The 23,777-nt window shown below is 71.6% G+C and carries 21 protein-coding genes; 14 read left to right on the forward strand and 7 right to left on the reverse strand.

The genetic code is table 11. The features are described 5' to 3' along the window. Positions 1 to 39: 39 nt before the first annotated feature. Positions 40 to 672: a TetR/AcrR family transcriptional regulator gene (locus tag ACFY3V_RS33220; RefSeq protein WP_389779020.1), complete on the reverse strand. Its 633-nt coding sequence runs from the start codon at positions 670 to 672 to the stop codon at positions 40 to 42. Between the two features lie 62 nt (positions 673 to 734). Here ACFY3V_RS33220 and ACFY3V_RS33225 point away from each other — a divergent pair, with 62 nt between their 5' ends. The 6 genes from ACFY3V_RS33225 (at position 735) to ACFY3V_RS33250 (ending at position 5,952) form a co-directional block, all read left to right on the forward strand. Next, the gene (locus tag ACFY3V_RS33225; protein ID WP_389779022.1) at positions 735 to 1,664 is read left to right on the forward strand and encodes an NAD(P)H-binding protein; all 930 of its coding nucleotides are present in this window, start codon (positions 735 to 737) and stop codon (positions 1,662 to 1,664) included. Between the two features lie 116 nt (positions 1,665 to 1,780). Next, positions 1,781 to 2,683 (forward strand): aminoglycoside phosphotransferase family protein, encoded by a 903-nt coding sequence (locus ACFY3V_RS33230; RefSeq protein ID WP_389779024.1) that lies wholly within the window; start codon positions 1,781 to 1,783, stop codon positions 2,681 to 2,683. A gap of 208 nt (positions 2,684 to 2,891) precedes the next feature. Continuing rightward, positions 2,892 to 3,695: a hypothetical protein gene (locus ACFY3V_RS33235; RefSeq protein WP_389779026.1), complete on the forward strand. Its 804-nt coding sequence runs from the start codon at positions 2,892 to 2,894 to the stop codon at positions 3,693 to 3,695. A 165-nt stretch (positions 3,696 to 3,860) separates the two neighbouring features. After that, on the forward strand, positions 3,861 to 4,151 hold the full coding sequence (locus tag ACFY3V_RS33240; RefSeq protein WP_389779028.1) for a hypothetical protein: 291 nt from the start codon (positions 3,861 to 3,863) through the stop codon (positions 4,149 to 4,151). A gap of 278 nt (positions 4,152 to 4,429) precedes the next feature. Continuing rightward, positions 4,430 to 5,749, forward strand: coding sequence for a glutaminase (locus ACFY3V_RS33245; RefSeq protein WP_362903622.1), 1,320 nt, complete (start codon positions 4,430 to 4,432; stop codon positions 5,747 to 5,749). Between the two features lie 17 nt (positions 5,750 to 5,766). Next, entirely contained in the window at positions 5,767 to 5,952 is a 186-nt protein-coding gene (locus tag ACFY3V_RS33250) for a hypothetical protein (protein ID WP_389779031.1), read from the forward strand. Here the strand turns inward: ACFY3V_RS33250 and ACFY3V_RS33255 are convergent. After that, entirely contained in the window at positions 5,947 to 6,420 is a 474-nt protein-coding gene (locus ACFY3V_RS33255; RefSeq protein WP_389779033.1) for an NUDIX hydrolase, read from the reverse strand. The two genes, ACFY3V_RS33250 and ACFY3V_RS33255, sit on opposite strands and share 6 nt — an antisense overlap. A 139-nt stretch (positions 6,421 to 6,559) precedes the next feature. Between ACFY3V_RS33255 and ACFY3V_RS33260 the strand changes: the two genes are divergently transcribed. Further along, entirely contained in the window at positions 6,560 to 7,555 is a 996-nt protein-coding gene (locus ACFY3V_RS33260) for a MerR family transcriptional regulator (protein WP_362903626.1), read from the forward strand. Between the two features lie 204 nt (positions 7,556 to 7,759). On the opposite strand, the gene ACFY3V_RS33265 is transcribed toward ACFY3V_RS33260, so the two are convergent. Next, positions 7,760 to 9,052, reverse strand: a complete 1,293-nt coding sequence (locus tag ACFY3V_RS33265; protein ID WP_389779035.1) for an alpha/beta hydrolase family protein — start codon at positions 9,050 to 9,052, stop codon at positions 7,760 to 7,762. 161 nt (positions 9,053 to 9,213) lie between these two features. On the opposite strand from ACFY3V_RS33265, the gene ACFY3V_RS33270 reads away from it, so the two are divergent. Then, complete coding sequence (locus tag ACFY3V_RS33270) at positions 9,214 to 10,425, forward strand: sensor histidine kinase (RefSeq protein ID WP_389779037.1); 1,212 nt, start codon at positions 9,214 to 9,216, stop codon at positions 10,423 to 10,425. Beyond that, on the forward strand, positions 10,422 to 11,120 hold the full coding sequence (locus tag ACFY3V_RS33275) for a response regulator (protein WP_389779040.1): 699 nt from the start codon (positions 10,422 to 10,424) through the stop codon (positions 11,118 to 11,120). Before ACFY3V_RS33270 ends, ACFY3V_RS33275 begins: the two co-directional genes overlap by 4 nt. A 122-nt stretch (positions 11,121 to 11,242) precedes the next feature. On the opposite strand, the gene ACFY3V_RS33280 is transcribed toward ACFY3V_RS33275, so the two are convergent. Both ACFY3V_RS33280 and ACFY3V_RS33285 read right to left on the reverse strand, forming a co-directional pair. Beyond that, entirely contained in the window at positions 11,243 to 12,196 is a 954-nt protein-coding gene (locus ACFY3V_RS33280) for a zinc-binding dehydrogenase (protein ID WP_389779042.1), read from the reverse strand. 211 nt (positions 12,197 to 12,407) lie between these two features. Continuing rightward, complete coding sequence (locus ACFY3V_RS33285; protein WP_389779044.1) at positions 12,408 to 12,980, reverse strand: dihydrofolate reductase family protein; 573 nt, start codon at positions 12,978 to 12,980, stop codon at positions 12,408 to 12,410. A gap of 72 nt (positions 12,981 to 13,052) precedes the next feature. Between ACFY3V_RS33285 and ACFY3V_RS33290 the strand changes: the two genes are divergently transcribed. Next, positions 13,053 to 13,625: a TetR/AcrR family transcriptional regulator gene (locus ACFY3V_RS33290; protein ID WP_389779046.1), complete on the forward strand. Its 573-nt coding sequence runs from the start codon at positions 13,053 to 13,055 to the stop codon at positions 13,623 to 13,625. Between the two features lie 230 nt (positions 13,626 to 13,855). Here ACFY3V_RS33290 and ACFY3V_RS33295 read toward each other — a convergent pair whose 3' ends face one another. Beyond that, complete coding sequence (locus ACFY3V_RS33295; RefSeq protein WP_362903646.1) at positions 13,856 to 14,764, reverse strand: CU044_5270 family protein; 909 nt, start codon at positions 14,762 to 14,764, stop codon at positions 13,856 to 13,858. A 14-nt stretch (positions 14,765 to 14,778) separates the two neighbouring features. Next, on the reverse strand, positions 14,779 to 15,366 hold the full coding sequence (locus ACFY3V_RS33300; RefSeq protein WP_389779049.1) for an RNA polymerase sigma factor: 588 nt from the start codon (positions 15,364 to 15,366) through the stop codon (positions 14,779 to 14,781). Between the two features lie 291 nt (positions 15,367 to 15,657). Between ACFY3V_RS33300 and ACFY3V_RS33305 the strand changes: the two genes are divergently transcribed. From ACFY3V_RS33305 to ACFY3V_RS33320, 4 genes are all read left to right on the forward strand, one after another. Continuing rightward, entirely contained in the window at positions 15,658 to 16,989 is a 1,332-nt protein-coding gene (locus tag ACFY3V_RS33305; protein ID WP_389779051.1) for an AAA family ATPase, read from the forward strand. Continuing rightward, on the forward strand, positions 16,986 to 18,194 hold the full coding sequence (locus ACFY3V_RS33310; RefSeq protein WP_389779053.1) for a tetratricopeptide repeat protein: 1,209 nt from the start codon (positions 16,986 to 16,988) through the stop codon (positions 18,192 to 18,194). Before ACFY3V_RS33305 ends, ACFY3V_RS33310 begins: the two co-directional genes overlap by 4 nt. Before the next feature lie 164 nt (positions 18,195 to 18,358). Beyond that, positions 18,359 to 19,498 carry an NAD(P)/FAD-dependent oxidoreductase gene (locus ACFY3V_RS33315; protein ID WP_389779055.1) on the forward strand — a complete coding sequence of 380 codons (1,140 nt, stop codon included), beginning with the start codon at positions 18,359 to 18,361 and terminating at the stop codon, positions 19,496 to 19,498. A gap of 214 nt (positions 19,499 to 19,712) precedes the next feature. Then, on the forward strand, positions 19,713 to 23,627 hold the full coding sequence (locus ACFY3V_RS33320) for a hypothetical protein (RefSeq protein WP_389779057.1): 3,915 nt from the start codon (positions 19,713 to 19,715) through the stop codon (positions 23,625 to 23,627). Positions 23,628 to 23,777: the final 150 nt, after the last annotated feature.

The raw sequence follows: 23,777 nt of genomic DNA on the forward strand, positions 1-23,777 counted from the left end.
CGCTCGGCGGCGCCGGCCGGAGTGCGCGGGCGCGGCGGGTCAGGAGGTGCCCGTCGTGCGGCACAGCCGGGCGAAGGCGGCGAAGGCGGCGAAGGCATGGTCGGCGTCGGCGATCGCCTCGGGGCGCACGTCGTGTGCGGTCCGCCCGTCGGCGATCTTCTGCCAGTTGGTCCTGGCCAGTACGCGTTGAACCGCGATCACCTGGGCGGCCTGCAGCCGGCCCCGGACGCCCGGGTCGAGGACGGCGGCCAACGCGTCCTCGTCGTCGAGCATGTACTGCAGGAGCCGTCCCGCCAGGCTTGGCGTGGTGAACACCAGCCGATGGAACGCGACCACCTCGGGGTGGTCGTTGAGGCCGGTGACCGGCTCGAAGCGATCGAGGCCGGCCAGGAAGTGCCGGTGCAGCGCCGCCATCGGCGCGACACCCGGGGGTCGGTCGCGGACCACGCGTGCGGCCTCACCGTTGTGGTCGGCGAAGCGGTGCAGGATCAGGTCTTCCTTGGTGGCGAAGTAGCGGAACAGCGTCGGTTTCGACACCTCGGCCGTCGCGGCGATGTCGGACACCGACACCTGGTCGAACCCGTGCGCCAGGAACAGCGCGATCGCCGCCTCGGCGATCGCGTCCCGGGTTCGTACCTTCTTGCGGGCCCGCAGCCCGACCGGCTCGCTCACTCCGTCAGGGTAACATTTGTTACTAAGTTGCGTTTTTAACTCGGTAACGAAAAGATGCGCCCATGGAACAGACAGACACCCGGCCGCACCCCGACGACGGCGAGGCCGCCATGACACCCGCGGGAGGGCCTCCGGTGCTCGTCACCGGGGCGACGGGACGCATCGGCCGCGCCGTGGTCGACCTGCTGACCGACGCGGGCGTGCCGGTCCGTGCCCTGGTGCGCCGCTCCGAGTCGGCGGCGACGCTGCCCGCCGGTGTCGAGATCGTCACCGGCGATCTCACGGTGCCCGAATCGCTCGACGCCGCGCTGCACGCCGTCGACACGATCTTCCTGGTCTGGACCGCCCCGCCGCAGACCGCGGCGGCCGTCGTCGACCGGCTGGCCGCCCACGCGCAGCGGGTCGTCTACCTGTCCGCGCCGCACCGGACCCCGCACCCGTTCTTCCGGCAACCGAACCCGATGGCGGCGCTGCACGCCGAGATCGAGGAACTCGTCGCGACCACCGGACTCGACGCGACGATCGTCCGGCCGGGGATGTTCGCGTCGAACACCCTGTTCTGGTGGTCCGCCGCGATCCGTGGCGACGGCGTGGTCCGGTGGCCGTACGGCGCGGCCGAGACGGCCCCGGTCGACGATCGGGACGTGGCCGCGGTCGTCGCGCGGATCCTGCGCGAGGGCGGACACGCCGGCGGCGACTACGTCCTGACCGGCCCCGAGTCACTCACCCAGGCCGAACAGGTACGCGTCATCGGAGACGTGCTGGGCCGCCGGCTGACGTTCGAGGAACTGCCGCCCGACGAGTTCCGGCGCGAGACCCCGGAAGCCTCACGTCCGGCCGTGGACATGCTCCTCGCGGCGTGGAACGCCACGATGGGACACCCGGCGTACGTCACCTCGACGGTGTCCGACCTCCTCGGAAGGCCGGCGCGGACCTTCCAGCGGTGGGTCACCGACCACACCGCATCGTTCACCGGGAACCCCACCCGATGAATCGGCCGATCTCCTGCCGACGACCCCACCCACGCCTTACCGACCCCGAAGCCGATCCCACCGCATGATTCGACGAGAGCGGGAGCCGTTCCGCCTGCCCCGGTACCGTGCTTCGCATGACCGACACCGAGATCGAGATCACCGCAGACCTGGTCCGCGACCTGCTGCGGGAGCAGCATCCGGACCTTGCGGGGCTGACCATCCGTGAGGTGGCGGGCGGCTGGGGCAACCAGATGTGGCGCCTCGGGGACGAGTTGGCCGTGCGCATGCAGCGCATGGACCCTACCCCGGAGCTTCAGTTCAAGGAGCGGCGGTGGCTACCCGTGCTGGCCCCGCGCCTGCCGCTCCCGGTGCCGACCCCGGTGCGGTTCGGTGAGCCGTCCGAGCGTTTCCCCAAGCAGTGGACGGTGATGACGTGGGTTCCCGGCGAGCCGCTGGACCACGGCTCGATCAGCCGCAGCGCCGACGCGGCCGACACGCTGGCGGGCTTCCTCAGGGCGCTCCATGTGGAGGCGCCCGCCGAGGCCCCGGCCAGTTCGGACTTCGGCGCTCACCCCAAGAGGTGCACGGGTGGTTTCGAGCAGTTCTTGCAGGCCATTGAGCCCGACGCCATCGGCGATGTCCGCGCCGTCCGGGCGGTCTGGGCCGACGCTGTCGCGGCCCCCGAGTGGGAGAGCCCGCCGGTGTGGGTGCACGGCGACCTCCATCCCGCGAACGTCGTCGTCTCGGACGGAACGCTCTCGGGCATCATCGACTTCGGTGCCTTGTTCGCCGGTGATCCCGCGTGGGACCTCGGCGCCGCGTGGGTGCTGCTCCCCGCGGGCGCGGCCGCACGGTTCTTCGACGCGTACGCGCACGCGGACGAGGCGACGATTCGGCGCGCCCGCGGACTGGCCGCCATGAAGAGCCTCTTCCTGATGCTCATGGGGCAGAACGGAGACCGGGGCCTTCCTGGCGGCAAGCCGACATGGGGACCCGCAGGCCGGGCGGCGCTCGATCGTGTGCTGAAAGACGATTGACCCTCACCTCAGGCCCACAGGAACTCGGCGATCGGCTCGGCCTGGCCGAAGATGGCGTGACCGGCTTCGGGGAGCAGGTGCACGGTCGAGTGTGGGACGCACTCACGGATTCTCGTGATCGTACGCTCTCCGCCCGATGCCACTTCTCATGATCGACTGTAGGGTGAGGCGTTCGCTCCCATCCCCCCGAATCCCCAGGAAGCGTCCCGTGTCACGTCGTCTTCGTTCGGCCCCGCCCGCCCTGCTCGTCGCCGGTCTGTACGGTGCCGCGCTGACGGTCGCCGTCGTCGTCGCCCTGGCATCCGACGGCCTCGGTCCGTTGTGGTGGCTGACGATGTTCGTGCCCCTACCCGAGGGCGTCGCGGCGACGGGGCAGAACCTGCTCTTCCTTCTCCTGGCCGGGATGTCCTGGGCGTGGGGGATCTGGCAGATCCTGCGCGTGCCGTCGGCGGGACCGCCGCCCCAGCAGGAGCGGAACACCCTGCGGGTGCGCGTGGCGCTCTACGTCGCGGTGGCCACGATGTGGCTGCTCCAGGTCACCGCGTCGTGGATCTGGGCGGATACGACGGTGATCCACTCTGCGGTGATGTGGGTGGTCGTGCTGCTGTTCGCGCGGGTGCTGGGCCGCGACCGTGAGTACACGCGGGGCGCGGGGGTGCTGGGGTACGGCGGTTTCACCGTGATCGGCGTGCTGGACCTCGTCGGCCAACCCGTCTCGGATTGGGCGGAGATGGTGTGCGGCCTGGCCGGCCTGGCCTGGACGGTGCTGATCCTGCGAGCCCAGGCGGGCGACGACCGCTGGGGGAGGACGACCGTCGCGTACGGCATCGCCGCCCTGGTGGTGCCCATCTTGCTGTTACTGGCGGCACTGCCGTTCCAGGACGAGGGAATCGCTGTCGAGCCACTCGGTGTGGTCTCGAGCGTCCTGGTCATGATCTGGCTGGCCCGCTCCGCCCACGACCTCGCCGCCCCGCGCCGCCAAGCGGTCGCCCAGACCACGTCGGAGGCATGAGCCGCCGAACAGTCGCCGTGATCGCCGGCCTCGCGCCGATGTCGACGTGAGCCCTGCCGGTGAGGTCGCGATGGCTGTGGGCGAAGGCTGTGGGCGAAGGCGGTGGGGAGGCCGTGCTTGCCGAATCCGCTGCTGTCGCAGGCGCGGCCCTGAGTCAGGGCTGTCGTGTCCCAGGCGTCGAACCGGCGGGTGTCGTCCAACACCGACAGCGCCGCCGATCCGTGCTCGGCGAGTGCGAGATCCCGCGGGGCCGCGTACACCTTCCTGCCGCTCTCCGGCGAGGCCAGGGCGGCAGCGCCGGACAGGCCGGGGATCGTGTCGATGACCTTGCCGTCGGTGGACGCGACCACGATCCGGTCGCCGGCGGCGGCGAAGACCTTCCTGCTGCGCGCCACCACGTCTCCGCCCTTCCCGGCGACACCGAGGTCGGTGACGGTCGCGGCGGTGGGCACCTGAGTGACGAGCGCCGTAGTGTCGTTCACATGGCTGGAGACGTTCCAACCCCGCTCAGCCGGGCTTCGTCGCGAACGGCGGTGTGTTCCGCGACCGGCACTCGCCGGCATCGCACCGGTGGTCACGCGCGCCGCGCGGAGCGGGTCATGAGAGCCGATCGATCACGCGTCGACGTTGTGATCCGGTGAGGCGTCCACGGATGCCGGAAGGTACCCGCAGGATGATGACTGCGGCGCTGATGTAACGGCGCGGAGGTCGCACATCCGTATGGAGGAGGAAGAATGCGGTCGGTCATTCCCGACTATCTGGCCGAGGTACTCGAAGATGTGAGGTCGGACACCTCCGGAGAGCCGGCGGGGTACATTCCCGAGCTCGCGGCAGCGGAGCCCGAGCGCCTCGGCGCGGTCTTCGCCATGGTCGACGGCGCGGTCTACGGTGCCGGTGACATCGATGTCGAGTTCACGATCCAGTCGATCTCCAAGCCGTTCACGTATGCGCTGGCCCTGTCTGATCGTGGATTCGACCCCGTGCTCGCCAAAGTCGGTGTCGAGCCGTCGGGAGAGGCGTTCAACGAGATCTCCCTCGAAAGTGATACCGGGCGCCCGCTCAATCCCATGATCAACGCCGGCGCGATCACGACCCACTCGATGGCCGGCTCGGAGGACCTGAGTCCGGCAGAGCGTGTGGAGCGCGTGGTCGACGGCCTTTCGGCCTTCGCCGGTCGTCGGCTGAAGGTGGACGAGGTGGTGTGCGCGTCAGAGATGGAGAGCGCGCACCGCAACCTCGCCATCGCGTACATGCTCCGCAGCCACGACATCCTCACCGAGGACCCGAGAGCCGTCGTCGACGGCTACATCCGCCAGTGCTCCGTGCTCGTCACCGCCCGAGACCTGGCCATCATGGCCGCGACGCTGGCCAACCGGGGGGTGAACCCTCTCACCGGTGAGCAGGTGGTACGCGGGCCGGTGGTGCGCCAGGTGCTGAGCGTCATGGCCACCTGCGGAATGTACGACGCGGCCGGTGACTGGGCGACCCAGGTGGGCATTCCGGCGAAGAGCGGCGTGGCCGGGGGCCTGATCGGCGCGCTCCCCGGCCAGATCGGCATCGCCACGTTCTCACCGCGACTGGATCCCCACGGCAACAGCGTCCGAGGAGTGTCGCTGTTCGAACGATTCTCCTCCGACATGGGGCTGCACGTGATGGAGGTCCCGGCCGCCGCGCGTGCGGTGGTGCGATCCAACCAGGTCGTCGGCAGCGGACCGGACGCGATCCGGGTCTTCCAGCTGCAGGGCGGGATCCGCTTCGCCGGAGCCGAGAGGGTGGTTCGAGAGGTCCTGGACACCGCGCCCGCGGAGGCGAGGGTGGCCTTGGACCTCACGATGGTCCACTCGATCGACGACGTGTCACGGCGCATGCTGCTGGAGGTCGTGCGTCGGCTCACGCTGGACGGACGCGAGGTCTACCTCGTCGACCCGGAATCGATCATCCCCGACCCCGATCCCGGTGACGGCGGCCGAGTCACGGTGATAGGCGACGTCGAGGAAGCCGTGAGCCCACCGCGCACGGTGGTCCAGGGCGGCGGTCGTTCAGGGGAGGCATGACAGGAGCGGTGAGCCCGGTGGCCGTGCTGACCGCGACGGTGCTGCCGGCCGGTCGCCCGCACAACGAAGGCGGTGGGGAAGCCGAACGCGGCCAGAGGTTTCACGGTGGTGACGGCGTTGGCGTCGACGCGGAGGACCCCGTTCGGGAGAAGAGGACCCCGTTCGGGAGAAGGAGCGCGGCCGCTGTCGCGGTCGTTCTATGACGCCGCGCGTCGGAGGCCGCGCAGAACCCACGGCGGGCAGTTCGCGTCGGCTTCGGCCTCGGCGACGGTGAGCCAGACGAGTCCGGCCACTTCCTGCGGTGAGGCGGCGATGGGCCGAGCGTGCGCCGGCAGCTCAGCGCGGAAGACCACGTTGATCACCGGGTCGCCGTCGTCGGTCGTGAAGAACGCGCTCTCCACGTAGGTGAGCACGACGTCCGTCGCGTCGACGCCGATCTCCTCGGCCACCTCCCGGCGTGCGGTCTCCTCCAGGACGTCGGCTCCGGCGCCGTCGAGTTCGACCTTGCCGCCGACACCGGCCAGCGCACCGGGAGCGTGGGCCTCCCGCGTCCCGCGTCGGATGAGCAGCCAGCGGCCGTCGCGCTCCAGGAAGACCTCGACGTTCACGACGAACGCCGGTCGCCCTCTTCGCGTCGTGCAGGCCGACGTGTCAGGTGTGTGAACGCCCATGCTTGGTAACCCTACGTGGCAGGAACCTCAACGTGATCGTCCACGCGTCCGGCGCGGGGATTCCACAGGTCGAGTGCGGCCGCATGACGGTGGCGAGGGGACTTGAGTCTCAAGCCGCTTGAGACACCATAGTGGCGGCATGGACGACAACGAGCTGTATCCGATCGGGGACGTGGCACGCCGGACCGGTCTGAGTGTCAGCGCCATCCGCTACTACTCCGACGCCGGGGTCATCGCGCCCACAGATGTGACCGAGGCGGGCTACCGCCTGTACGACGTCCGGGCGATCGCCCGGCTGGAGCTCATCCGCACCCTGCGTGACCTGGACGCCGGCCTGGACGACATCCGCGGGCTGCTCGACGGCGAGACGTCGCTGCACGATCTCCTCGCGACGCACCTGGAGCTCGTCGAGCGTCAGGAGCGAGCCCTCCGGGCCAGGCGGGCCGTGCTGAGAACCCTGGTCAAGCAGGGCGGAACGGCCGCGCAGGTGACCTTGATGCACAAACTCGTCTCGATGCCCGACGAGGAGCGCGAGCGGCTCGTCGACGACTTCTGGAACGAGGTCGGCGAGGATCTCGACGTACCCCCCGGCTTCGTCGAGCGGTTGCGGACGATGCGACCGAGCCTGCCGGAGGACCCCACCGCCGCCCAGCTCGAAGCCTGGATCGAGCTGGCCGACCTGCTGCGGGGCGAGGAGTTCCGTGACGCGGTCCGCTCCTATCTCCGGGACACCTACGGCACGTTCCCCGGACGGCGCATGGCCGCCGCACCGGTGTGGGACTTCATCCACGAGGAGGGGGCGAAGGTCGGGGAGGAGATCGTGGAGGCGTATCGTTCCGGGCTGCCGGCGGACTCTCCCCGAGCGCGGGAGCTGGTCGTTCGCCTGGCGAACGCGTCCGCCGAGGCCGTCGGCGGGCAGACCGCGGCCGAGTCGCGGGAGCGAATGGCCACGGCCTTCCTCCTCGTCGAGGAGATCCGGCGCGAGGATTCCCACGAGGAGGCCCGCTACGACGCGACCCACGGCAGGTACCTGTCCCTGGTGGCCGTGATCAACGGGACGCCGCCCGCCGGTGACGAGGAGGGTCCCGAGCTCTTCGCGTGGATCGCGGCGGCTCTTCGTGCCTCGGCCCGGTGAGACGGCGAACCGGGCGCGCCGGAAAGAGGAGACGGGCGAGGCCGGCAGCCGACGCGGTCGTGCCGATCACGGCTGGAGAACGGCCGGCGTTCGGGCCCTCTTCGCAGGGGCAGGGCTCGGGCGCATGCGGGAGAGGTGACTTCCCCGCGCCGTCGTCCGGGATGCCTGACCGGGGAACCGGCCGCGTGGACGGGACCCGTGGATTCAGGGGATGAGGGAGACCTCGGGGAAGCGAGTGTCGGGGCCCTCGAACAGGCGGGTCGGCTTGCCTCGCAGGTGCAGGTCGAAGAAGGCCCCGACGTAGGCGCGCTGGGCCGCCACCGAACGACCGGGGTCGATCGTGCCCACGTAGTCCGCGAGCGGCACCTTGGGGAGTGTGGTCGCGATCTGCGGCAGCAGCGGCTGCAGGTCGGTGAACGAGCCGTGGGCCGCGCCCTTGAAGCGCAGCTCCCGCTTCCATCCGGTCGAGGCCCGCCAGAACGACTTCCAGCTCGGCTCGCTGTCACGCGTGTGGGTCTCGGCCGCCAGTTGCAGGAACGGCTTGGCCGCACCCCGGGCGGCCACCGGGCCGACATAGGCGCCGTCGAGGTTGACGCCCGCGTCCACGCGGGCGTCCTCGCGAGTCAGTTGCGCGGCGACCGACCCGCCCAGCGACTGTCCCAGTACCCCGACCCGCGAGGCGTCGGGTGCGCCGAGCATCCCCGTGGGTAGCCTGCCGCCGATGGGGCGGCCGTGGGCCAGGGCGGTCACCCGGTCCAGAACGTAGCGCATGTCCGCCAGGCGTGCCGTCGCGTGTTCGGCCAGCAGCTTGGCGATGACCTTCGGCGTCAGCTTCGCGGGCAGCGGCAGGGCGCGTACCAGGCGTCGGCCGGGAAACTCCACCTGGTCGGCCTCGTAGGTGTGGTCGACGGTGACGACCAGGTAGCCGCGCGAGGCCAGGTCCTCGACCAGGGTGGTGCCCAGCGTGCGCGGCCCGCCGTCCCCCGAACCGAACAGCACCACCGGCAGCCTGCCCGCGCGCGGTTCGACCGGCGCGCCCACGCGGGCATGCGTGCGCGTGGCGGCCCAGGCGACGGCGCCCTTGGCGATGCCCAGGGGCGGTGCCGAGTGCCGATCCCAGTCGGCGGCGGCCAGTGGCGGCATGTGCGGCGCGAGCGGTCCGCCGCCCGTCGCCGGATACCACAGACTGATCATCAGTTCTCGGTACGGCTTGGCCGCCACCAGTGGGTCGGGCCGCGAGCGGTCGACCAGTCGCATGGCGACGGTCCCGACCGTATAGGGGCCGCCGGGCGCGGGCAGGCTCCCCCCGATCGGTCTCCCGGCGTCGGCGCCGGCCGCGGGCGGGCAGGTCGCCAGCACCAGTACGGCCAGCCCCGCGACCTTGCCTGCGGTGCGTGCGGCTTTCGAGACGGCGGACGCCGGGCTGCTGGAGACGGCGGACGAGCCAGTGGCCTTGGCATCAACGGCCAAATCCATATTTTTCGTGACAATGGACATGTGAAGGCTCCTCAACCGGAAAAGGGGTGTCCGACGAGGCTGGCAGTCCGGCACGCCCGCGGGCCAGCGGCGGAGGTCGTGCGCGCGCATGCGACTTTCGGATGACGGTCATCCCCGGGGAGGAGCGGGAGCGAACCCGCAGGAGACCTAGGGTGAAGTGCATGGAACCAGCCGGCCATCCGGCGGCCCGCCTCATCGCGCCGAGCCGATGGTCGACCATGCCCCTCGACGCGCTGCTCGCCGCCGCGCTGTTCCTGGCCACGCTCGGACCCGGCCAGGTGTTGTCCGGTCCTTCGTGGCTGCTCGCGTTACAGACGGCGCTGGTGGCGCCATTGGCCTGGAGACGGCGCGCTCCGATGACGGTCCTGGGCGCGATCGGTCTCGCCGCCGCCGTCCAGTGGGCGTTGGACGTGCAGCTTCCCGCCGACGCCGCCCTCCTGGTGGCCCTCTACACGGTCGCCGCGCGTCGCCCGTGGCGCCACACCCTGTCGGCGGCGCTCGCGCTGCAGGTCGGGGTGCTGCTGGCCGCCGCCCGCTGGGCGCCGCCCGGCCGGTTCCCCTTCACGGCGGCCGCGCTGAGCGCGATGGCGGGCGTCGCCCTCATGAGCGGCCTGTGGGTGCGGGGGCGGGGGGCGTACGTGACCTTCCTGGAACGCGACCGCGAGCAGCGGGCACGGCTGGCCGTCGCCGAGGAGCGCGCGCGGATGACCCGCGACATGCACGACATCGTCACTCACAATCTGTCGGTCATGGTCGCGCTCGCCGACAGCGCCGCCCACGTCCGCCACAGCGCGCCGGACCGGGCCGCGGCGGCGATGGAACAGATCGCCGCGACGGGACGTCAGGCCCTGCGGGACATGCGTCACTCCCTGGGCTCCGGCCGAGGCCACGCCACCTGGGACGAGGACCGCCTCGAGGAGACACTTCAGCCCGCGCCCGGGATCGCCGAGATCGGCCCGCTGGCCGAGCGGATGCGCGCGGCCGGGCTCGCGACGTGTGTCCGGGTAACCGGTGACACCAAGGCGGTTCCCGCCGCCGCCCAGCTCACGATCTACCGGCTGGTTCAGGAGGCGCTGACGAACACGCTGCGGCACGCGCCCGGGGCCGGCGCCGATGTGCGGGTCGACGTGTCGCCGCGCCGCGCCGAGGTGGAGGTCACCGATGTTCGTGCCCCGGTCGTGCTCGGCGCTCCTGGGGCCCCGGGTGCCGGGGCCCGGGTGCCGGGGCCCCGCCCCGGGCTCCGGGACGACGGGCGCGGGATCGCGGGCATGCGGGAACGGGTGGCCGCCTACGGCGGGACCCTGGACGCCGGACCGGTGGCGGGCGGCGGATGGCGGGTGCTGGCCGTGCTGAACCTGGGAGCGCCACGATGATCCGGCTGCTGATCGCCGACGACGAGTCGCTGCTGCGGATGGCCTTCCGCATGGTCTTCGAGGCGGAGCCGGACATGGAGGTGGCCGGAGAAGCGGATGACGGCGAGCAGGCGGCCCGGTTGGCGCGGCACCTGCGTCCGGACGTGGTTCTGATGGACGTACGCATGCCCGGCCTGGACGGCATCGAGGCCACCCGCAGGATCGTGCGAGACAGCCCACGTTCGCGCGTGCTCATCCTGACCACTTTCGATCTGGACGAGTACGCCTTCGCCGGACTGAAGGCCGGAGCGTCCGGGTTCCTGCCGAAGAACACCCGGCCGCAGGAACTGCTGAGCGCGATCCGCAACGTCGCGGAGGGAGAGGCGGCGCTGTCGCCACGCGTCACCCGCCGCGTGCTGGAGAGGTTCGCGCCACAGATGACACAGGGGCCCGCCGAGCGGGACGAGCGGCTGACGCAGTTGACCGCGCGCGAGTACGAGGTGCTGGTGCAGGTGGCGCGCGGGCTGTCCAACGCCGAGGTCGCCGCGGCGTTGCATCTGGCCGAGGCGACGGTCAAGACGCATCTGAGCCGCGTGCTGGTCAAGCTCGGGCTGCGTGATCGCGCCCAGGTGGTGGTCTTCGCCTACGAGAGCGGCCTCATCCGCCCCGCCACCCCCGATCTCCGACCGATGCCGGGGACCGTCCGATCACCTTGATCGGACGACCGCCGGTGCACCGGCGGGCGCTTCGCCGCCTGCCGGGACGACATCCGACTGAGCGGCACAACGGTTCCGGCCGATCGCGGTGCGTGGTTCGGCGGGGAGGTCCTGGGGTGCTGTCAGATCAGGAGCAGGGTCTTCCCCAGGGCGGTGCGTGACTCGATCGCGGCGTGTGCGTCCGCGGCGCGTTCCAGGGGGAAGGTCTGCCCGATGACCGGCCGGATCCGGCCCGCCACCGCTTCCGACATCACCCGCGTCGTCCACTTCTCCATCCGCGGCCCGAAGCCGAAGAGCTGCTCGATCCCGATCACCTCGACCCCGCGCCGTCGCGCCCGCGTGAGGTCGATCGCGGTGACCTGGCCGCTGGAGGCGCCGTGGACGGAGAAGCGGCCGCCGTCCGCCGTCACCTCGAACGCGGCCCGGCCGATCTCCCCGCCGACCCCGTCGAACACCACGTCGGGGCCCGCGCCACCGGTCGCCTCGCGTACCCGGTCCGTCCAGCCGGGATCGGAGTACTCGACCGTGACCTCCGCGCCCAGATCACGAGCCAGCTCCAGCTTCCGCGCGCCGCGCGCGGCCGCGACGACCCCGGCGCCGGCCGCGCGGGCGAGTTGCACCAGCAGGCTGCCGACACCGCCACCCGCGGCCTCGACCAGCACCCACTCACCGGGGCGGATCCGGGCTCCCTCGACCAGGCCCAGCGCGGTGCCGCCGTCGGTGTACAGGGCGACGGCCTCGGGCAGTCCCAGCTCTTCCGGCACCGGGATCAGGTCGCCCACCGCGGCCACCGCACGCTCGGCGAAGCCGCCGCTCTCCCCGGTGCCGGCGAGGACGCGCCGTCCCGACCAGGCCGGATCCACGTCCTTTCCGAGAGAGGCCACCCGGCCGGCGACCGTACCGCCCGGCACGTACGGCAGCTCGGGCCTGGCGTGCCATTTGTCGACGCCGCGCCGGATCTGCGTCTCGACGAAGGTGATGCCCGCGACGGACACGTCGACCATCACCTGGCCGGGCCCGGCGACCGGCTCCGGCGCCTCGCCCGCGACCAGCACCTCGGGGCCTCCGAAACTCATCACCCTCACCACTCGCACGTCAGTCGCTCTCCCGTACTCGGTTGTCCGACACCGGCGCGAAGCAGTCTCCAACCTCAACCTCGATCGAGGTCAAGCGACCGCGAGCCATGTTCCCCGGCCACACTCTTGCGGGCTCCGGATGGGTGCTCATTCGCCGGGCGCGTGCTGCCTGAGGAAGTCTCGCGCCGAGGTGCCCGGCTTTCTCAGGGTGCTAAGCCCTGGTGAGCCAGGTGACCTGGGTGCCGTTGTCGAAGGACTCGCGCCGGGTGGGGGTGAACAGGGTGGGGCGGAACCGTCCGGAGAACATGGAGATGCCCGCGCCCGCCACCACGGGGTAGCCCTTGAGGATGATCTCGTCGATCTCCGGGAGCAGGGAGGCGGCGAGCCTGCCGCCGCCGCAGAGGTAGATGTCCATGCCGGTGTCCTCGGCCTTCAGCCGCCGGACGAGCTCGACCGGGTCGCCGGTCTCCACCCGCACCGTGGGGTCGTCGATCGTCAGGGTGCTGGAGACGACGTACTGGCGCAGGTGGGCGTACGGGCTGGTGGTGGGGACGTCCAGGGCCGGCTCGTAGGTGCCGCGGCCCATCACCACCGTGTCGAAGACCTTGTTGGGCGCGTCCTCAAGGCCGACAAGCCCGCGGACATGGGTGGGGAGCGTCTCGGGGTAGCGGTCGTTGATCCAGGCGGCCATCTGGTCCGACACGGGGTAGAAGTCGAACTCGGCGTTGGGGCCCGCGATGTAGCCGTCGAGCGAGACGGCGACGTAGTAGACGAGCTTTCGCATATTAATTAACTCCCAATGTAGTACTCTGCTTGTAGTGGTTGGAACGTAGTACTACAGATGGAGTGGTGTCAAGTGCGGAGGAATCCCGAGCGACGGCAGGCGTTGATCGACGCGGCCATCGAGGTGCTGGCCAAGGAGGGGGCGCGGGGGCTGACCTTCCGGGCCGTCGACGCGGAGGCGGCCGTGCCCCTGGGCACGGCCTCCAACTACTTCGCCAACCGCGACGACCTGTTCACCCAGGTCGGCGGGCGCATCTACGAGCGGTTGCTGCCCGACGAGGCCACGATGGCCCGCAGCCGGGAAGGTGTGCAGGACGCGACCCGCTACGCCGAGCTCATGCACGAACTGGTGGATCGGGTCTCCGCCTTCAACTCCGGCTACCTGGCCCTGCTCGAACTGCGGCTGGAGTCCACCCGGCGCCCTGAGCTGCGCGCGGTGCTGACCAAACGCATCCGCGAGGACATCGACGCCAACGTCGGCCACCACGCCGCCTCGGGCCTGCCCGGCGACTCGACCTCGGCGGTGCTCCTCTACCTCGCGCTGAACTGGCTCATCGTGGAACGGCTGACACTGCCCGACATCTTCACCGAGCAGGAGATCCACGAGCTGGTGGACGCCGCCGTGCAAAGATCGCTGAACGCCTGACCTGTGAGGCCTCCCGAGGGTTCCGGGAAACGAATCGCCCCTTACGGAGGAAGCGATCTTCGGACGCTCCTGATCCGACAGGTCATCCGCCCTCATGAACATCCGACAAGAGCATCGCCCGTGTGACACCTGACGGCAGCACCTCCTCTGGCCGGAGGTCGTCGCGACCGTCGGAGAGCACGAGCGTCGGCCGCCCGGGGGAGACGTACCCTCGGGCGACCGATCTTGGATCAGGGCGTCTCGCCCGGTTTGTCGACGATGCCGGAGTCCAGGACGGACATGGCCATGCTGTGATCGCCACGCACGCTCTTGACACCCAGGTAGCGGTAGGTCTGGGGATCGAGGATCGTGTACCCCTTGCCTGCTTCGCCGAGATCCAGGACGACCGCTAGCCCCGGGCGGCCTTCGGCGGTGGCGACGTTCTCCTCGATCTTGACGCTGGAGATCTTCGCCATCGCCCTGAACATCGTCGCGGTGGTGTCCGGCGGAATGATCGGTCCGAACTTCAGGTACCACTGGATCGCACCGTAGGCGCGGCGGTCCTGTTCGCTGCCCGGCGGGCATGCGGGCTCGCAGATCGACAGGGTCGTGAGTTCTCGGTTGAGTTCGCGGAAGTGCCGCAGCATCGCGTCCGGGTCGTCAGGCAGGGCCTCTATCTCGCTCAGGGTCTTCGCGGGGTTCGTCGGGCCCTTCTCCGCCTTGGTCACCTTCAGCTTGCCGTTGCTCCCCCGTAGAGCCGCCATGACGCCGTCCATCCGGCTCCAGTGCTCGTACACGGGGAGGGCGTCGACCGGCTGCGACTCCTTCATGTAGAACCACTGGTCCGGCCGGACCGTGGTCGCCTCCGTCTTCTCGGCCACCAACGCGGCGTTCTCCAGCGCCACGGCGGCGCTGATCGGCTGCGTGACGGGCGGCTTACCCGCTTCGGTGGTGCCCGCCAACTGGGCAGCCACCACCGCCAGGGCCGCCAGGCCGGAGACGCCGGCCAGCGCGCCCCACCAGCGCCGGCGAGCGACCCGCCTGGGCCGGGCATCGGGGGTATGGCGGATCTCGGCGAGGAGCCGGTTCCGTGCCGCGCTCAGGTCGGTCGGCAGCGGGACCTCGTCCCGTCGTCGGCTCAGCAAGGTCATCTCGTCCATGGCGGAACTCCTTGTCACAGTGTCGGATCGATGTCGCCGAGCTTGCGGCGTAGTTTCCGGCGAGCCCGGTTGACACGCGAGCGCACCGTCCCCAACGGCACGCCGAGCGATTGGGCGGCATGCTCGTAGCTGAGCTCGCCCCAGGTCACCAGAAGCAGTGCGTCCCGGTGTCCGGCTGGCAGGCCGGCGAGGGCCCGCAGGAGCCTGTCCCGCAGCCGGTGGGCCGCCACCCGTTCATCGACCTGGTCGGTGAACGGCTCGTCCGCCGGGTCAGCGCCCCTGTGGCTCAGCGCCTTGTACAGGGTGATCTCGCGACGGCGGTGTCGTCCGATGACGTTGGTCGCGATGCCGTACAGCCACGGCAGCGCGCTCTCGCGGGTGAGGTCGTAGGTGGCGCGCCGCTGAAACGCCGCGATGAAGGTCTCCGCCACGATGTCGTCGGCCACGTCCTCTCCCAGTCGCAGGAGGGCGTAACGCTTGACGACCGGCGCATGCCGTTCGAAGAGGATGGCGAAGTGCTCAGGGTCGTGCAGGGACTGAGAGATCACCGTGGCGTCGTCGATCACCGGTGTGGTTACCGCGTGCCCGCTCTGATGTCGCATGTACATGCCTTTCGGATCTCAGCTGACATCGGTAATTACCGCGGGCGCGGGCCCGGGTTCCCTGAATTTCCCCGCGACCACGCACCGCCGCCTCGGCGTCGACCGCGCGTCCCCGCTCGCTGCGGCTCTCCCGATCCTCAGGCGCCGATCGACATTCGTTGACCGGAAGCGATGCGCCCGGTAGGGGGTTCGCGTCGAAGAGGCAGGGAGCGGATGCGCGGCGCCGTCGTGCGTGAGCGCGTGGAATCATCGACGGGTGTTTCCAGTTTTGGGGTGAAAGGCGGGCCTCTTGTGACCGATCGGGGAACGTTGGACGCGCTTCGGCAGGCGGTGCGGGTGTCGCCGGACAATCTTCCGTTGCGGCGCCACCTGGCCGAACAGCTGCTGAGCGCGGGGTTGCTCATGGACGCCGAGGCCGAGTTCCGCGCCGCGCTCGCCCTGGTTCCCGGTGACGCCGAGTCGGCGACCGGGCTCGCCGAGGTGTTCCTCAGGCAGGGCAAGAGCGGCGCGGCCCTGGCGGCGGTCGAACGCGTCGCGGCCGGGCAGGGGCCGCCCCGGGCCGGGGTCGTCGTGGCCAGGGCGCTGGCCGCGGAGGGGGATGTGGCGGCCGCACGACTGCGCTACCGGGAGGCCGTGGCACGGGACGGCTCGCTCGCCGATCCCGTGTTCGAGGCCGAGCTCACGAACTCCCTGCCGAGGCCCATCCTCGACGAGGCGACGGCGAACGTGGCGTCGCCCCTGAACCCGGGCGCCGACAGGCTGCGTACGAGTTTCGCGGACGTGGCCGGGATGGAGCAGGTCAAGCAGTCCCTGCGGATGAAACTGCTGCTGCCGGTCCAGCAGCCGGAGATGTTCGCCGCCTACGGCAGGCGCGCCGGCGGCGGGGTGCTGCTGTACGGGCCGCCCGGCTGCGGTAAGACCCACCTGGCGCGGGCCGCCGCCGGAGAACTGGGCGCCGACTTCATCAGCGTCGGACTGTCGGACATCCTCGACATGTACGTCGGGTCCAGCGAACGCAACCTGCACGCGACGTTCGAAAGGGCCCGTCGCAACAGCCCGTGCGTGCTGTTCTTCGACGAGGTCGACGCGCTGGCGGCGCGCCGCTCGGACATGGGGCAGGCGCACAACCGGCAGATCGTCAACCAGTTCCTCGCGGAGATGGACGGTGTGGAGGGTGGTGCCAACGAGGGGGTTCTGATCCTCGCGGCGACGAACGCCCCCTGGTACGTGGACGCGGCGTTCCGCCGTCCCGGCCGGTTCGACCAGCTGGTGTTCGTGCCGCCGCCGGACGCGGCGGCGCGGGCGGCCGTTCTGTCACTGCTGTGCAGGAAGACGCCACTGGCCGAGGTGGACTTCCGGATGATCGCCGAGGCCACCGAGGGGTTCACCGGTGCCGACCTCAAGGGGGTGGTGGACCGGGCCGTGGAGGCCAAGCTCCAGGACGCGATACGCGTTGGCCGCCTCCTGCCGCTGTCAACCGCCGACCTGCTGGGCGCGGCCCGTTCGGTCCGCCCGACGGCGGTCGCCGAATGGATGGCCACGGCCCGAAACTACGTCACGTACTCCAACGAGAGCGGGGCCTGGGACGACCTGCTGCCCTGGATCGGCGGCAGGCGGCGATGACCTCCTCGGTCGACGCCCGGGTCCAGGCTCTGGCGGAGCGGGCGCGGATGCTGGTGATGCTGCGCCGCGGCCCCGACGCCGAGCGGGAGGCCCGTGCCGCGCTGGCCGAGGATCCGCAGAATCCGGCCGCGCACCTCATGCTCGCCCTCGCGCTTTTTCTCCAGAAAGACATGGACGAGGCGCTCGTGGAGGCGAACCGCGGGACCGGGCTGATCCCCGATCACTGGTTCGGGCACTGGGTGGCCGGGTTGATCCTGGGCAGAACCGGCCGGGAGCGCGAGGCGTTGGGTGCCTTCCAGAACGCGCTGGCGCGCGGCCCGGACGAGCCGTTGATCTACGAACTGCTGGCCCGCACCCACTTCAACCTTCGCGAGTTCCCGGCCGCCGCCGGAGCCGCGGGCCGTGGACTGCGGCTGGCACCGGAGGACGGCGGGCTCGCCCAGATCATGGGGCTCGCCCTGGCCGAGCTCGGCGACGCGGACGGCGCACGCGAGCACGCCTCGCGGGCGATCCGGCTGGCCCCCGAGAACGCGGACGCGCACCGTGCGTACGGGCTGGTCATGATGACGACCGGCGACCACAGGGCCGCCGCCGACGCGTTCCGCGAGACACTCCGGCTCGCGCCCGAGTACGAGGAGGGCCGGAGCCTGCTCCTGGAGGCCCTCAAACAGCGCAATCCGCTGCGTCGTCTCGACGGCTGGCTCGCGTCTCTGCGTCTCCTCACCCGCCGGCGGATCCTGCTGTGGCTCGCGCTGTGCCTGTTCGTCCCCTGGTTCGTCTACATGGTGCTGCTCACGGTGGCGACCTGGGTGAACTGGGTGAGCCAGGCCGTGACCACGCTGGTTCTGCACCGGAACCTTCGCGACCGGCAGCTGTTCGACACCGCCGAGGTGTGGGCCGCCCGGATCTCCGCGGGCCTCTTCTGCTGCGGGATCGTGCTGCTGGTCTCGGCCGCCGTGGCGCGGTCGCCCGGCACCGTGATGGCGGGTGTCGCCGTGCTCGGACTGATCACGCCCGTCCAGGAGACGGCACGGCTCAGCGGGGTGCGCCGCCACGTTTTCGGAGGTGTCACGGGCGCGCTGGCCGCGACGCAGGCGGCCCTGATCCCGATGTCGTACGTCGGCCGGTCGTTGGTCCCGGTGCTGCTCGTCTTCTACACCTGCCTGGCGTCCACCTGGGCCGCCAACCTCCTGCATCCGCGCTGAACAGGCTGGACCGGGGCACTTCGGCGGGTGTGCGCGGTGCCGACCGGGGCGGGGGGCACGGCTCTCTCGGTAGGGGAGCCGAGTGTGGCGACGGTGTGGAGGTATAGGGCAGGTAGCGTGCAAACCGTCGTACGGGCGAGGCGTCGCCCTTACCGTCACGAGATATGCAGACAGTGGACGTACTGGTCGTGGGTGCGGGCCTGGCCGGTCTGAGCACCGCCCGCCTGCTCGCGCGCCGGGACCTGAACGTGATGGTGGTCGACCGTCGAGGATCGTTGTCGGCCGGCATCCGCACGACGGGGATCTTCGTGCGCCGTACCCTCGACGACTTCGACATCCCGGATCACCTGCTCGGGCCGGGGATCCGGGACGTGCTGCTGTATCCGCCGTCGCGACGGGCACCGATCAGGTTCATCAGTGACCGGGACGAGTATCGCGTGGCCGACATGGCGGCCGTCTACGAGCACGCGCGCGGCGCGGCGGAGTCGGCCGGGGCACGGGTCCTCCTGGGCGTACGGTACGTCCACGCGTCGAGGGGGTTCGTGCGGTTGGAGGGCGCGGAACCGGTGAGGGCGCGGTTCGTCGTCGGTGCGGACGGTGCCCGCTCCCGGGTGGCCCGTGACCTCGGCCTTGACGTCAACCGGCGCCTTCTCGTCGGCGCCGAGATCGTCCACCCGATCGCGTCGGGCACGACCACCCCGACGTTCCACTGCGTGCTGGACCCCCGGGTCGCTCCGGGGTATCTGGGGTGGGCGATCGACGACGGCCGGCACGCGCATGTCGGTGTCGCGGGCTATCCGGACGCGATGCGCGCCGGTATCCGCCACCTGCTGGACGCCTTCGTCGCGGACGCGCCCGGCCACGCGGCGCCGGTCGGGCCGATCGAGCGTCGAGGTGGTCCGATCCCGGTCGGCGGTGTACTGCGGCGGCTGGCATGTCCCGCCGGGCTGCTCGTCGGGGACGCGGCGGGTGCGGTGTCACCGCTCACGGCCGGTGGGCTGGACCCCTGCCTGCGCATGTCCGAGTTGGCCGCGGCGGTCACCGCCGGATACCTGCGTACCGGCGACCAACGCGTGCTGAGCCGATACGACGGGGGCGCGTTGCGAAACCGGTTTCGGGGCCGGTTGTCGCTGCGCCGCGTCTTCGCCGGTATCCGGTCCCCCGCCACGGCGGAGGCGGCGGTGACCGTGCTACGCGGTCGCGCCGGTCGCGCCCTGGCGGCGCGGATCCTGTTCGGCGACGGCTCGTTTCCCGACATCGACCAACGGCTCGCGGACCCGGTGGCCGACCACCCCCGCCGGTGACGGAATGGGCCCGGCCGCCGCCCCGTGACGAGAAGAGGGGCCCGGTGTCGATTCGCCATGGCCGCTTTCCTTCGGCTCGAACAGCTCATCGGTCCGGGGCGTCCGATCGCGTCCAAGGCGATTGCGTGAACATCGAGCGGTGCTTACATTGAGGGCGCGTTTCCGTGTGACATGTCGTCGGGGCATCCGGGTGAGACCGAGAAAGGACGCCACCGTGCCCGTGCCACGTTCGCCGGAAGGGGAGACGGAAGGGGAGACACCGAATCCGGAACGGATCAGGGTACGCGATGATTTCGCTCGCGAGCTGACACTGCTGCGGCTGCGGGCCGGGCTGACGGTTCGCCAGGTCGCGGCCGGATCCGACACCTTCCGCAACCACAGCACGATCGGTGACTGGTTCGCCGGACGGGGACTGCCCTCCACCTCGTCGCGCGAACTGCTGATACGGGTCCTGGCGGTCTGCGGGGTCGATGATCCGGGGCTGGTCGCGCGGTGGCTGTCGGCCTGGCAGCGGGTGAGGCGCACACCCGGCCGCCGGCCGCGGGACCCGGAGCCGTACCGGGGCCTGGCCGGTTTCGAGGCCGAGCACGCGGAGTGGTTCTTCGGGCGTGAGGCGCTCACCCGCGAACTGGTCGATCGCCTGGCCGCCCGGGACGGGGACATCGAGGGCGCCGTGGGCGTACAGGTCGTCGTCGGGGTCTCCGGATCGGGCAAGTCGTCGCTGCTGCGCGCCGGACTGGTCCACGCGGTGCGTCACGACGGGCTTCTCGGTCCTGACTGGTCGGTGGCGCTGTTCACCCCGGGCGCGCGCCCGTGTGACGAGCTCGCCGGTCGGTTGGCCGCCGCGGCCGGCCTGCCCACGGATGACGTGGCCGCCCGGTTGCGCGCCGATCCCGCGCGTGCCGGCGAGTACGCCACAGCAGGGGAGCGGTCCCGCCTACTACTCGTCGTGGACCAGTTCGAGGAGCTGTTCACCGCGTGCGCCGACGACGCGGAGCGGCGCGCGTTCGTGACCGCGCTGTGCGCGGTGGCCGGACAGAGTGCGGCGCGCGTCGTCATCGGGCTGCGCGCGGACTTCTACGCCCCGGCGCTGCGTTACCCCGAACTGGTCGCGGCGGTGCGGGCCGACCAGCTCACCGTGGGGCCGATGAGCGCGACCGAGCTGCGCCGCGCGATCGTCGAGCCCGCACGCAGGGCGGGGGTCGAGGTCGAGGAAGGCCTGGTCGAGCTGTTGATCGGGGAGGTCGTCCCGCGAGGCGGAGACGACGGAGACGCCCCCGAGCACGCGGCAGGCGCGCTTCCGCTGCTGTCTCACGCGCTGTACGCCACCTGGCAGCACAGCCGGGACCGGCGGTTGACGATCGCCGACTACCGTGCCGTCGGAGGAATCGACCGCGCGGTGGCGACCAGCGCCGACGCGGTCTACGACGCCCTCGACGAGGCTGGGCGCCATCGAGCCCGGCGACTGTTCCTCAGCCTGGTGCACGTCTCCCCCGGGGCGGTGGACACCCGGCGCCGGGTGTCCACCGCCGACCTGCTCGCCGAGTGCGGCGACCCGGCCGGGGAGTCGACCGACGTCATCGGGCGCTTCGTCGAGCAGCGGCTGCTCACCCGCGACGCCAAGACGGTCGGTATCAGCCATGAGGCGCTGCTCACCGCGTGGCCGCTGCTGCGCGGCTGGCTGGAGGTCGACCGGGCCGGCCTGCTCACCGGACGCCGACTCAACGAGGCGGCCGTGGCCTGGGATCGCGAGCACCGCGACGCGGGCGCGCTGTACCGAGGCGTCCGGCTCGCGGTGGCACGGGAGTGGGCGCGGACCGTCGGTCCGCACGCCGCCCCCGGCCCGGTGGCCCGCGAGTTCCTGGAGGCCTCCGCCGCGCGTGAGGTCGCCGAGCAGCGAGCCGCCCAGCGTCGTGCCCGCCGCCTGCGGCGGCTCGTCGCGGTCCTGACCGTGCTGTTGCTGCTCACGACCGCCGCCGTCGTCGTCGCGGTCCGCAGCGAGCAGACCCTGCGGACGCAGCGCGACACCGCCCTGGCCGGGAAGGTCGCCAACGAGGCCACCGCGCTGCGCCCGGCCGACCCGGCGCTCTCGGCGCAGCTGAGTCTGGCCGCGTACCGTCTGGCGCCCATCCCGGAGTCGCGCGGTGCGTTGCTGAGCACCTACGCCGCCCCGTACGCCACCCGGCTGACCGCGCACACCAGCGCGGTCTACGCCGCCCGGTTCAGCCCGGACGGGAGCCTCCTGGCCACCGCCGGCATCGACCGGACGATCCGGCTGTGGTGGACCGGCGACGTGCGGCGCCCCGCACCCCTGGCCACGCTCACCGGCCACGGCGCCGGCGTCACCTCGGCGGTGTTCGGCCCGGACGGGAGCCTCCTGGCGACCGCCGGCGATGACCGTACCGCCCGGTTGTGGGACGTCTCCGACCCTCGGCGTCCGGCGACGCTGGCGACGCTCACCGGCCACACCGAGGGGGTGATCGGTGCGGCGTTCAGCGGGGACGGGCGGGTCCTCGCCACGGCGAGCTACGACCGTACCGTCCGGCTGTGGGACGTCTCCGACCCCCGCAGACCCGTACCGGCCGCCGTCCTGCGAGGTTTTCAGAAAGGCGCGTCCGACGTGGCGTTCAGCCCGAACGGCCGGATCCTCGCCGCCACGGGCTTCGACACCCCGGTCCGGTTGTGGGAGGTCACCGACCCCGCCCGCCCACGGCGCCTGCCCGACCTGCGCGGACACACCGACCGGGTGCTCTCCGCGGTGTTCGGTCCCGACGGCCGGGTGCTGGCCACCGGCGGTTTCGACAACACCATCCGACTGTGGGACCTGCGCGACCCGGGAGCGGCACGCCCGCTGTCCACGCTGACCGGGCACGGCGGCGGCGTTGTCGCGCTGGCTTTCGACCGCGAAGGGCACACCCTCGTCAGCGGCGGCTACGACCTGAGCGTGCGGATCTGGGACGTCCGCGACCCGCGGCGGGCCAGCGCGCCGGTGACGCTGGCAGGTCACGCGGGCGTCGTCTACACGGTGGCCGTCGACCCGCGCGGCGGCACCGTCGTCAGCGGCGGGGCGGACACCAGCGTACGGCTGTGGAACCTGCGGCAGCCGATCCTGACCGGACACTACGGCCAGGTCAACGCGGTGGCGTTCACACCCGACCGGCGCCTTCTGGCCACCGGCAGCCACCTCACCGCCTACCTGTGGGACGTCGCGGACCCGCACCGCCCCCGGCTTTCTGCGACCCTGACCGGCCACGCCGACGGGGTGACCGGGGTGGCGTTCCAGCCGGGGGCGTCCGTGCTGGCCACCGTCGGTCTCGACGACACCCTGCGCCTGTGGGACGTGACCCGGCCCGGCCGACCGGCGTTGCTGTCCGCCCTGAACCTGAAGGCCGGCGATCTGTACGGCCTGGCGTTCAGCCCGGACGGCGCGACCCTCGCCACCGTCGGTGAGGACTCGGACGTCGGGGTGTGGGACGTCACCGACGTCCGTCGGCCACGGCGCGCCGCCACCCTGCGCGGGCACACCGACGTGGTCAACGCGGCTGCGTTCGGCCCCGACGGGCAGGTCCTCGCCACCGTCGGCGACGACCGCACCACCCGCCTGTGGGACATGCGTGACCCGCGACGGCCGACCCCGCTCGCGACGATCGGAGCCCATTCCAACAGCGTCAACGCGGTCGCGTTCGGCCCGGATGGGAGGACCCTCGCCACCGCCGGCGACGACCACACCATCCGCCTGTGGGACCTGCGCGACCCACGCCGCCCCGCCGCCCTGGCCACGCTGAACGGTCACACCAGCCGTGTCAACGCGGTCGCGTTCGGTCCTGACGGGCGGACCCTCGCCACCGCGAGCACCGACCACACCGTGCGGCTGTGGGACACCACACGACCTCGGCAGGCCGCCTGGACCGCGACGCTGACCGCCCACACCGACGGCGTGTCGGCCGTCGCGTTCGGCTCTGACGGACACACCCTCGCCACCGGCGGCAACGACACCACAGCCCGCCTCTGGGACACCGACACCGGCAGGGTCTCCCGGTGGGTCTGCTCGCTCGCCGGCGCGCCCATCGCCGAGGCGGAGTGGAGGCGGTACCTACCGGACCTCGACCACCGGCCACCGTGCCGCTGACCCTCGGCCGGGCCACACGCCTGCCCCGGACCTCGCGCGGGATCGCCTGGCCATGGGCGGAGCCGGGTACGAGGCCGAGCACGGAGCCGTCAAGCCCCGCGTGGAGTCGCCGGGCGTGGGACGCCGACCCCACCACGGAGCCGTCGGGCC

Origin of the sequence: Streptosporangium sp. NPDC000095, from assembly GCF_042899335.1 — a bacterium.
In the GTDB taxonomy this organism is placed as follows: Bacteria; Actinomycetota; Actinomycetes; order Streptosporangiales; family Streptosporangiaceae; genus Streptosporangium.

What these genes read in the sequence shown, in the direction of transcription:
- ACFY3V_RS33245 (WP_362903622.1), top strand. Translation starts at nt 4,430, where the DNA reads ATGCGGTCGGTCATTCCCGACTATCTGGCCGAGGTACTCGAAGATGTG.
- ACFY3V_RS33285 (WP_389779044.1), bottom strand. Translation starts at nt 12,980, where the DNA reads ATGCGAAAGCTCGTCTACTACGTCGCCGTCTCGCTCGACGGCTACATC.
- ACFY3V_RS33225 (WP_389779022.1), top strand. Translation starts at nt 735, where the DNA reads ATGGAACAGACAGACACCCGGCCGCACCCCGACGACGGCGAGGCCGCC.
- ACFY3V_RS33270 (WP_389779037.1), top strand. Translation starts at nt 9,214, where the DNA reads ATGGAACCAGCCGGCCATCCGGCGGCCCGCCTCATCGCGCCGAGCCGA.
- ACFY3V_RS33230 (WP_389779024.1), top strand. Translation starts at nt 1,781, where the DNA reads ATGACCGACACCGAGATCGAGATCACCGCAGACCTGGTCCGCGACCTG.
- ACFY3V_RS33310 (WP_389779053.1), top strand. Translation starts at nt 16,986, where the DNA reads ATGACCTCCTCGGTCGACGCCCGGGTCCAGGCTCTGGCGGAGCGGGCG.
- ACFY3V_RS33315 (WP_389779055.1), top strand. Translation starts at nt 18,359, where the DNA reads ATGCAGACAGTGGACGTACTGGTCGTGGGTGCGGGCCTGGCCGGTCTG.
- ACFY3V_RS33260 (WP_362903626.1), top strand. Translation starts at nt 6,560, where the DNA reads ATGGACGACAACGAGCTGTATCCGATCGGGGACGTGGCACGCCGGACC.
- ACFY3V_RS33295 (WP_362903646.1), bottom strand. Translation starts at nt 14,764, where the DNA reads ATGGACGAGATGACCTTGCTGAGCCGACGACGGGACGAGGTCCCGCTG.
- ACFY3V_RS33300 (WP_389779049.1), bottom strand. Translation starts at nt 15,366, where the DNA reads ATGCGACATCAGAGCGGGCACGCGGTAACCACACCGGTGATCGACGAC.
- ACFY3V_RS33255 (WP_389779033.1), bottom strand. Translation starts at nt 6,420, where the DNA reads ATGGGCGTTCACACACCTGACACGTCGGCCTGCACGACGCGAAGAGGG.
- ACFY3V_RS33265 (WP_389779035.1), bottom strand. Translation starts at nt 9,052, where the DNA reads ATGTCCATTGTCACGAAAAATATGGATTTGGCCGTTGATGCCAAGGCC.
- ACFY3V_RS33280 (WP_389779042.1), bottom strand. Translation starts at nt 12,196, where the DNA reads ATGAGTTTCGGAGGCCCCGAGGTGCTGGTCGCGGGCGAGGCGCCGGAG.
- ACFY3V_RS33275 (WP_389779040.1), top strand. Translation starts at nt 10,422, where the DNA reads ATGATCCGGCTGCTGATCGCCGACGACGAGTCGCTGCTGCGGATGGCC.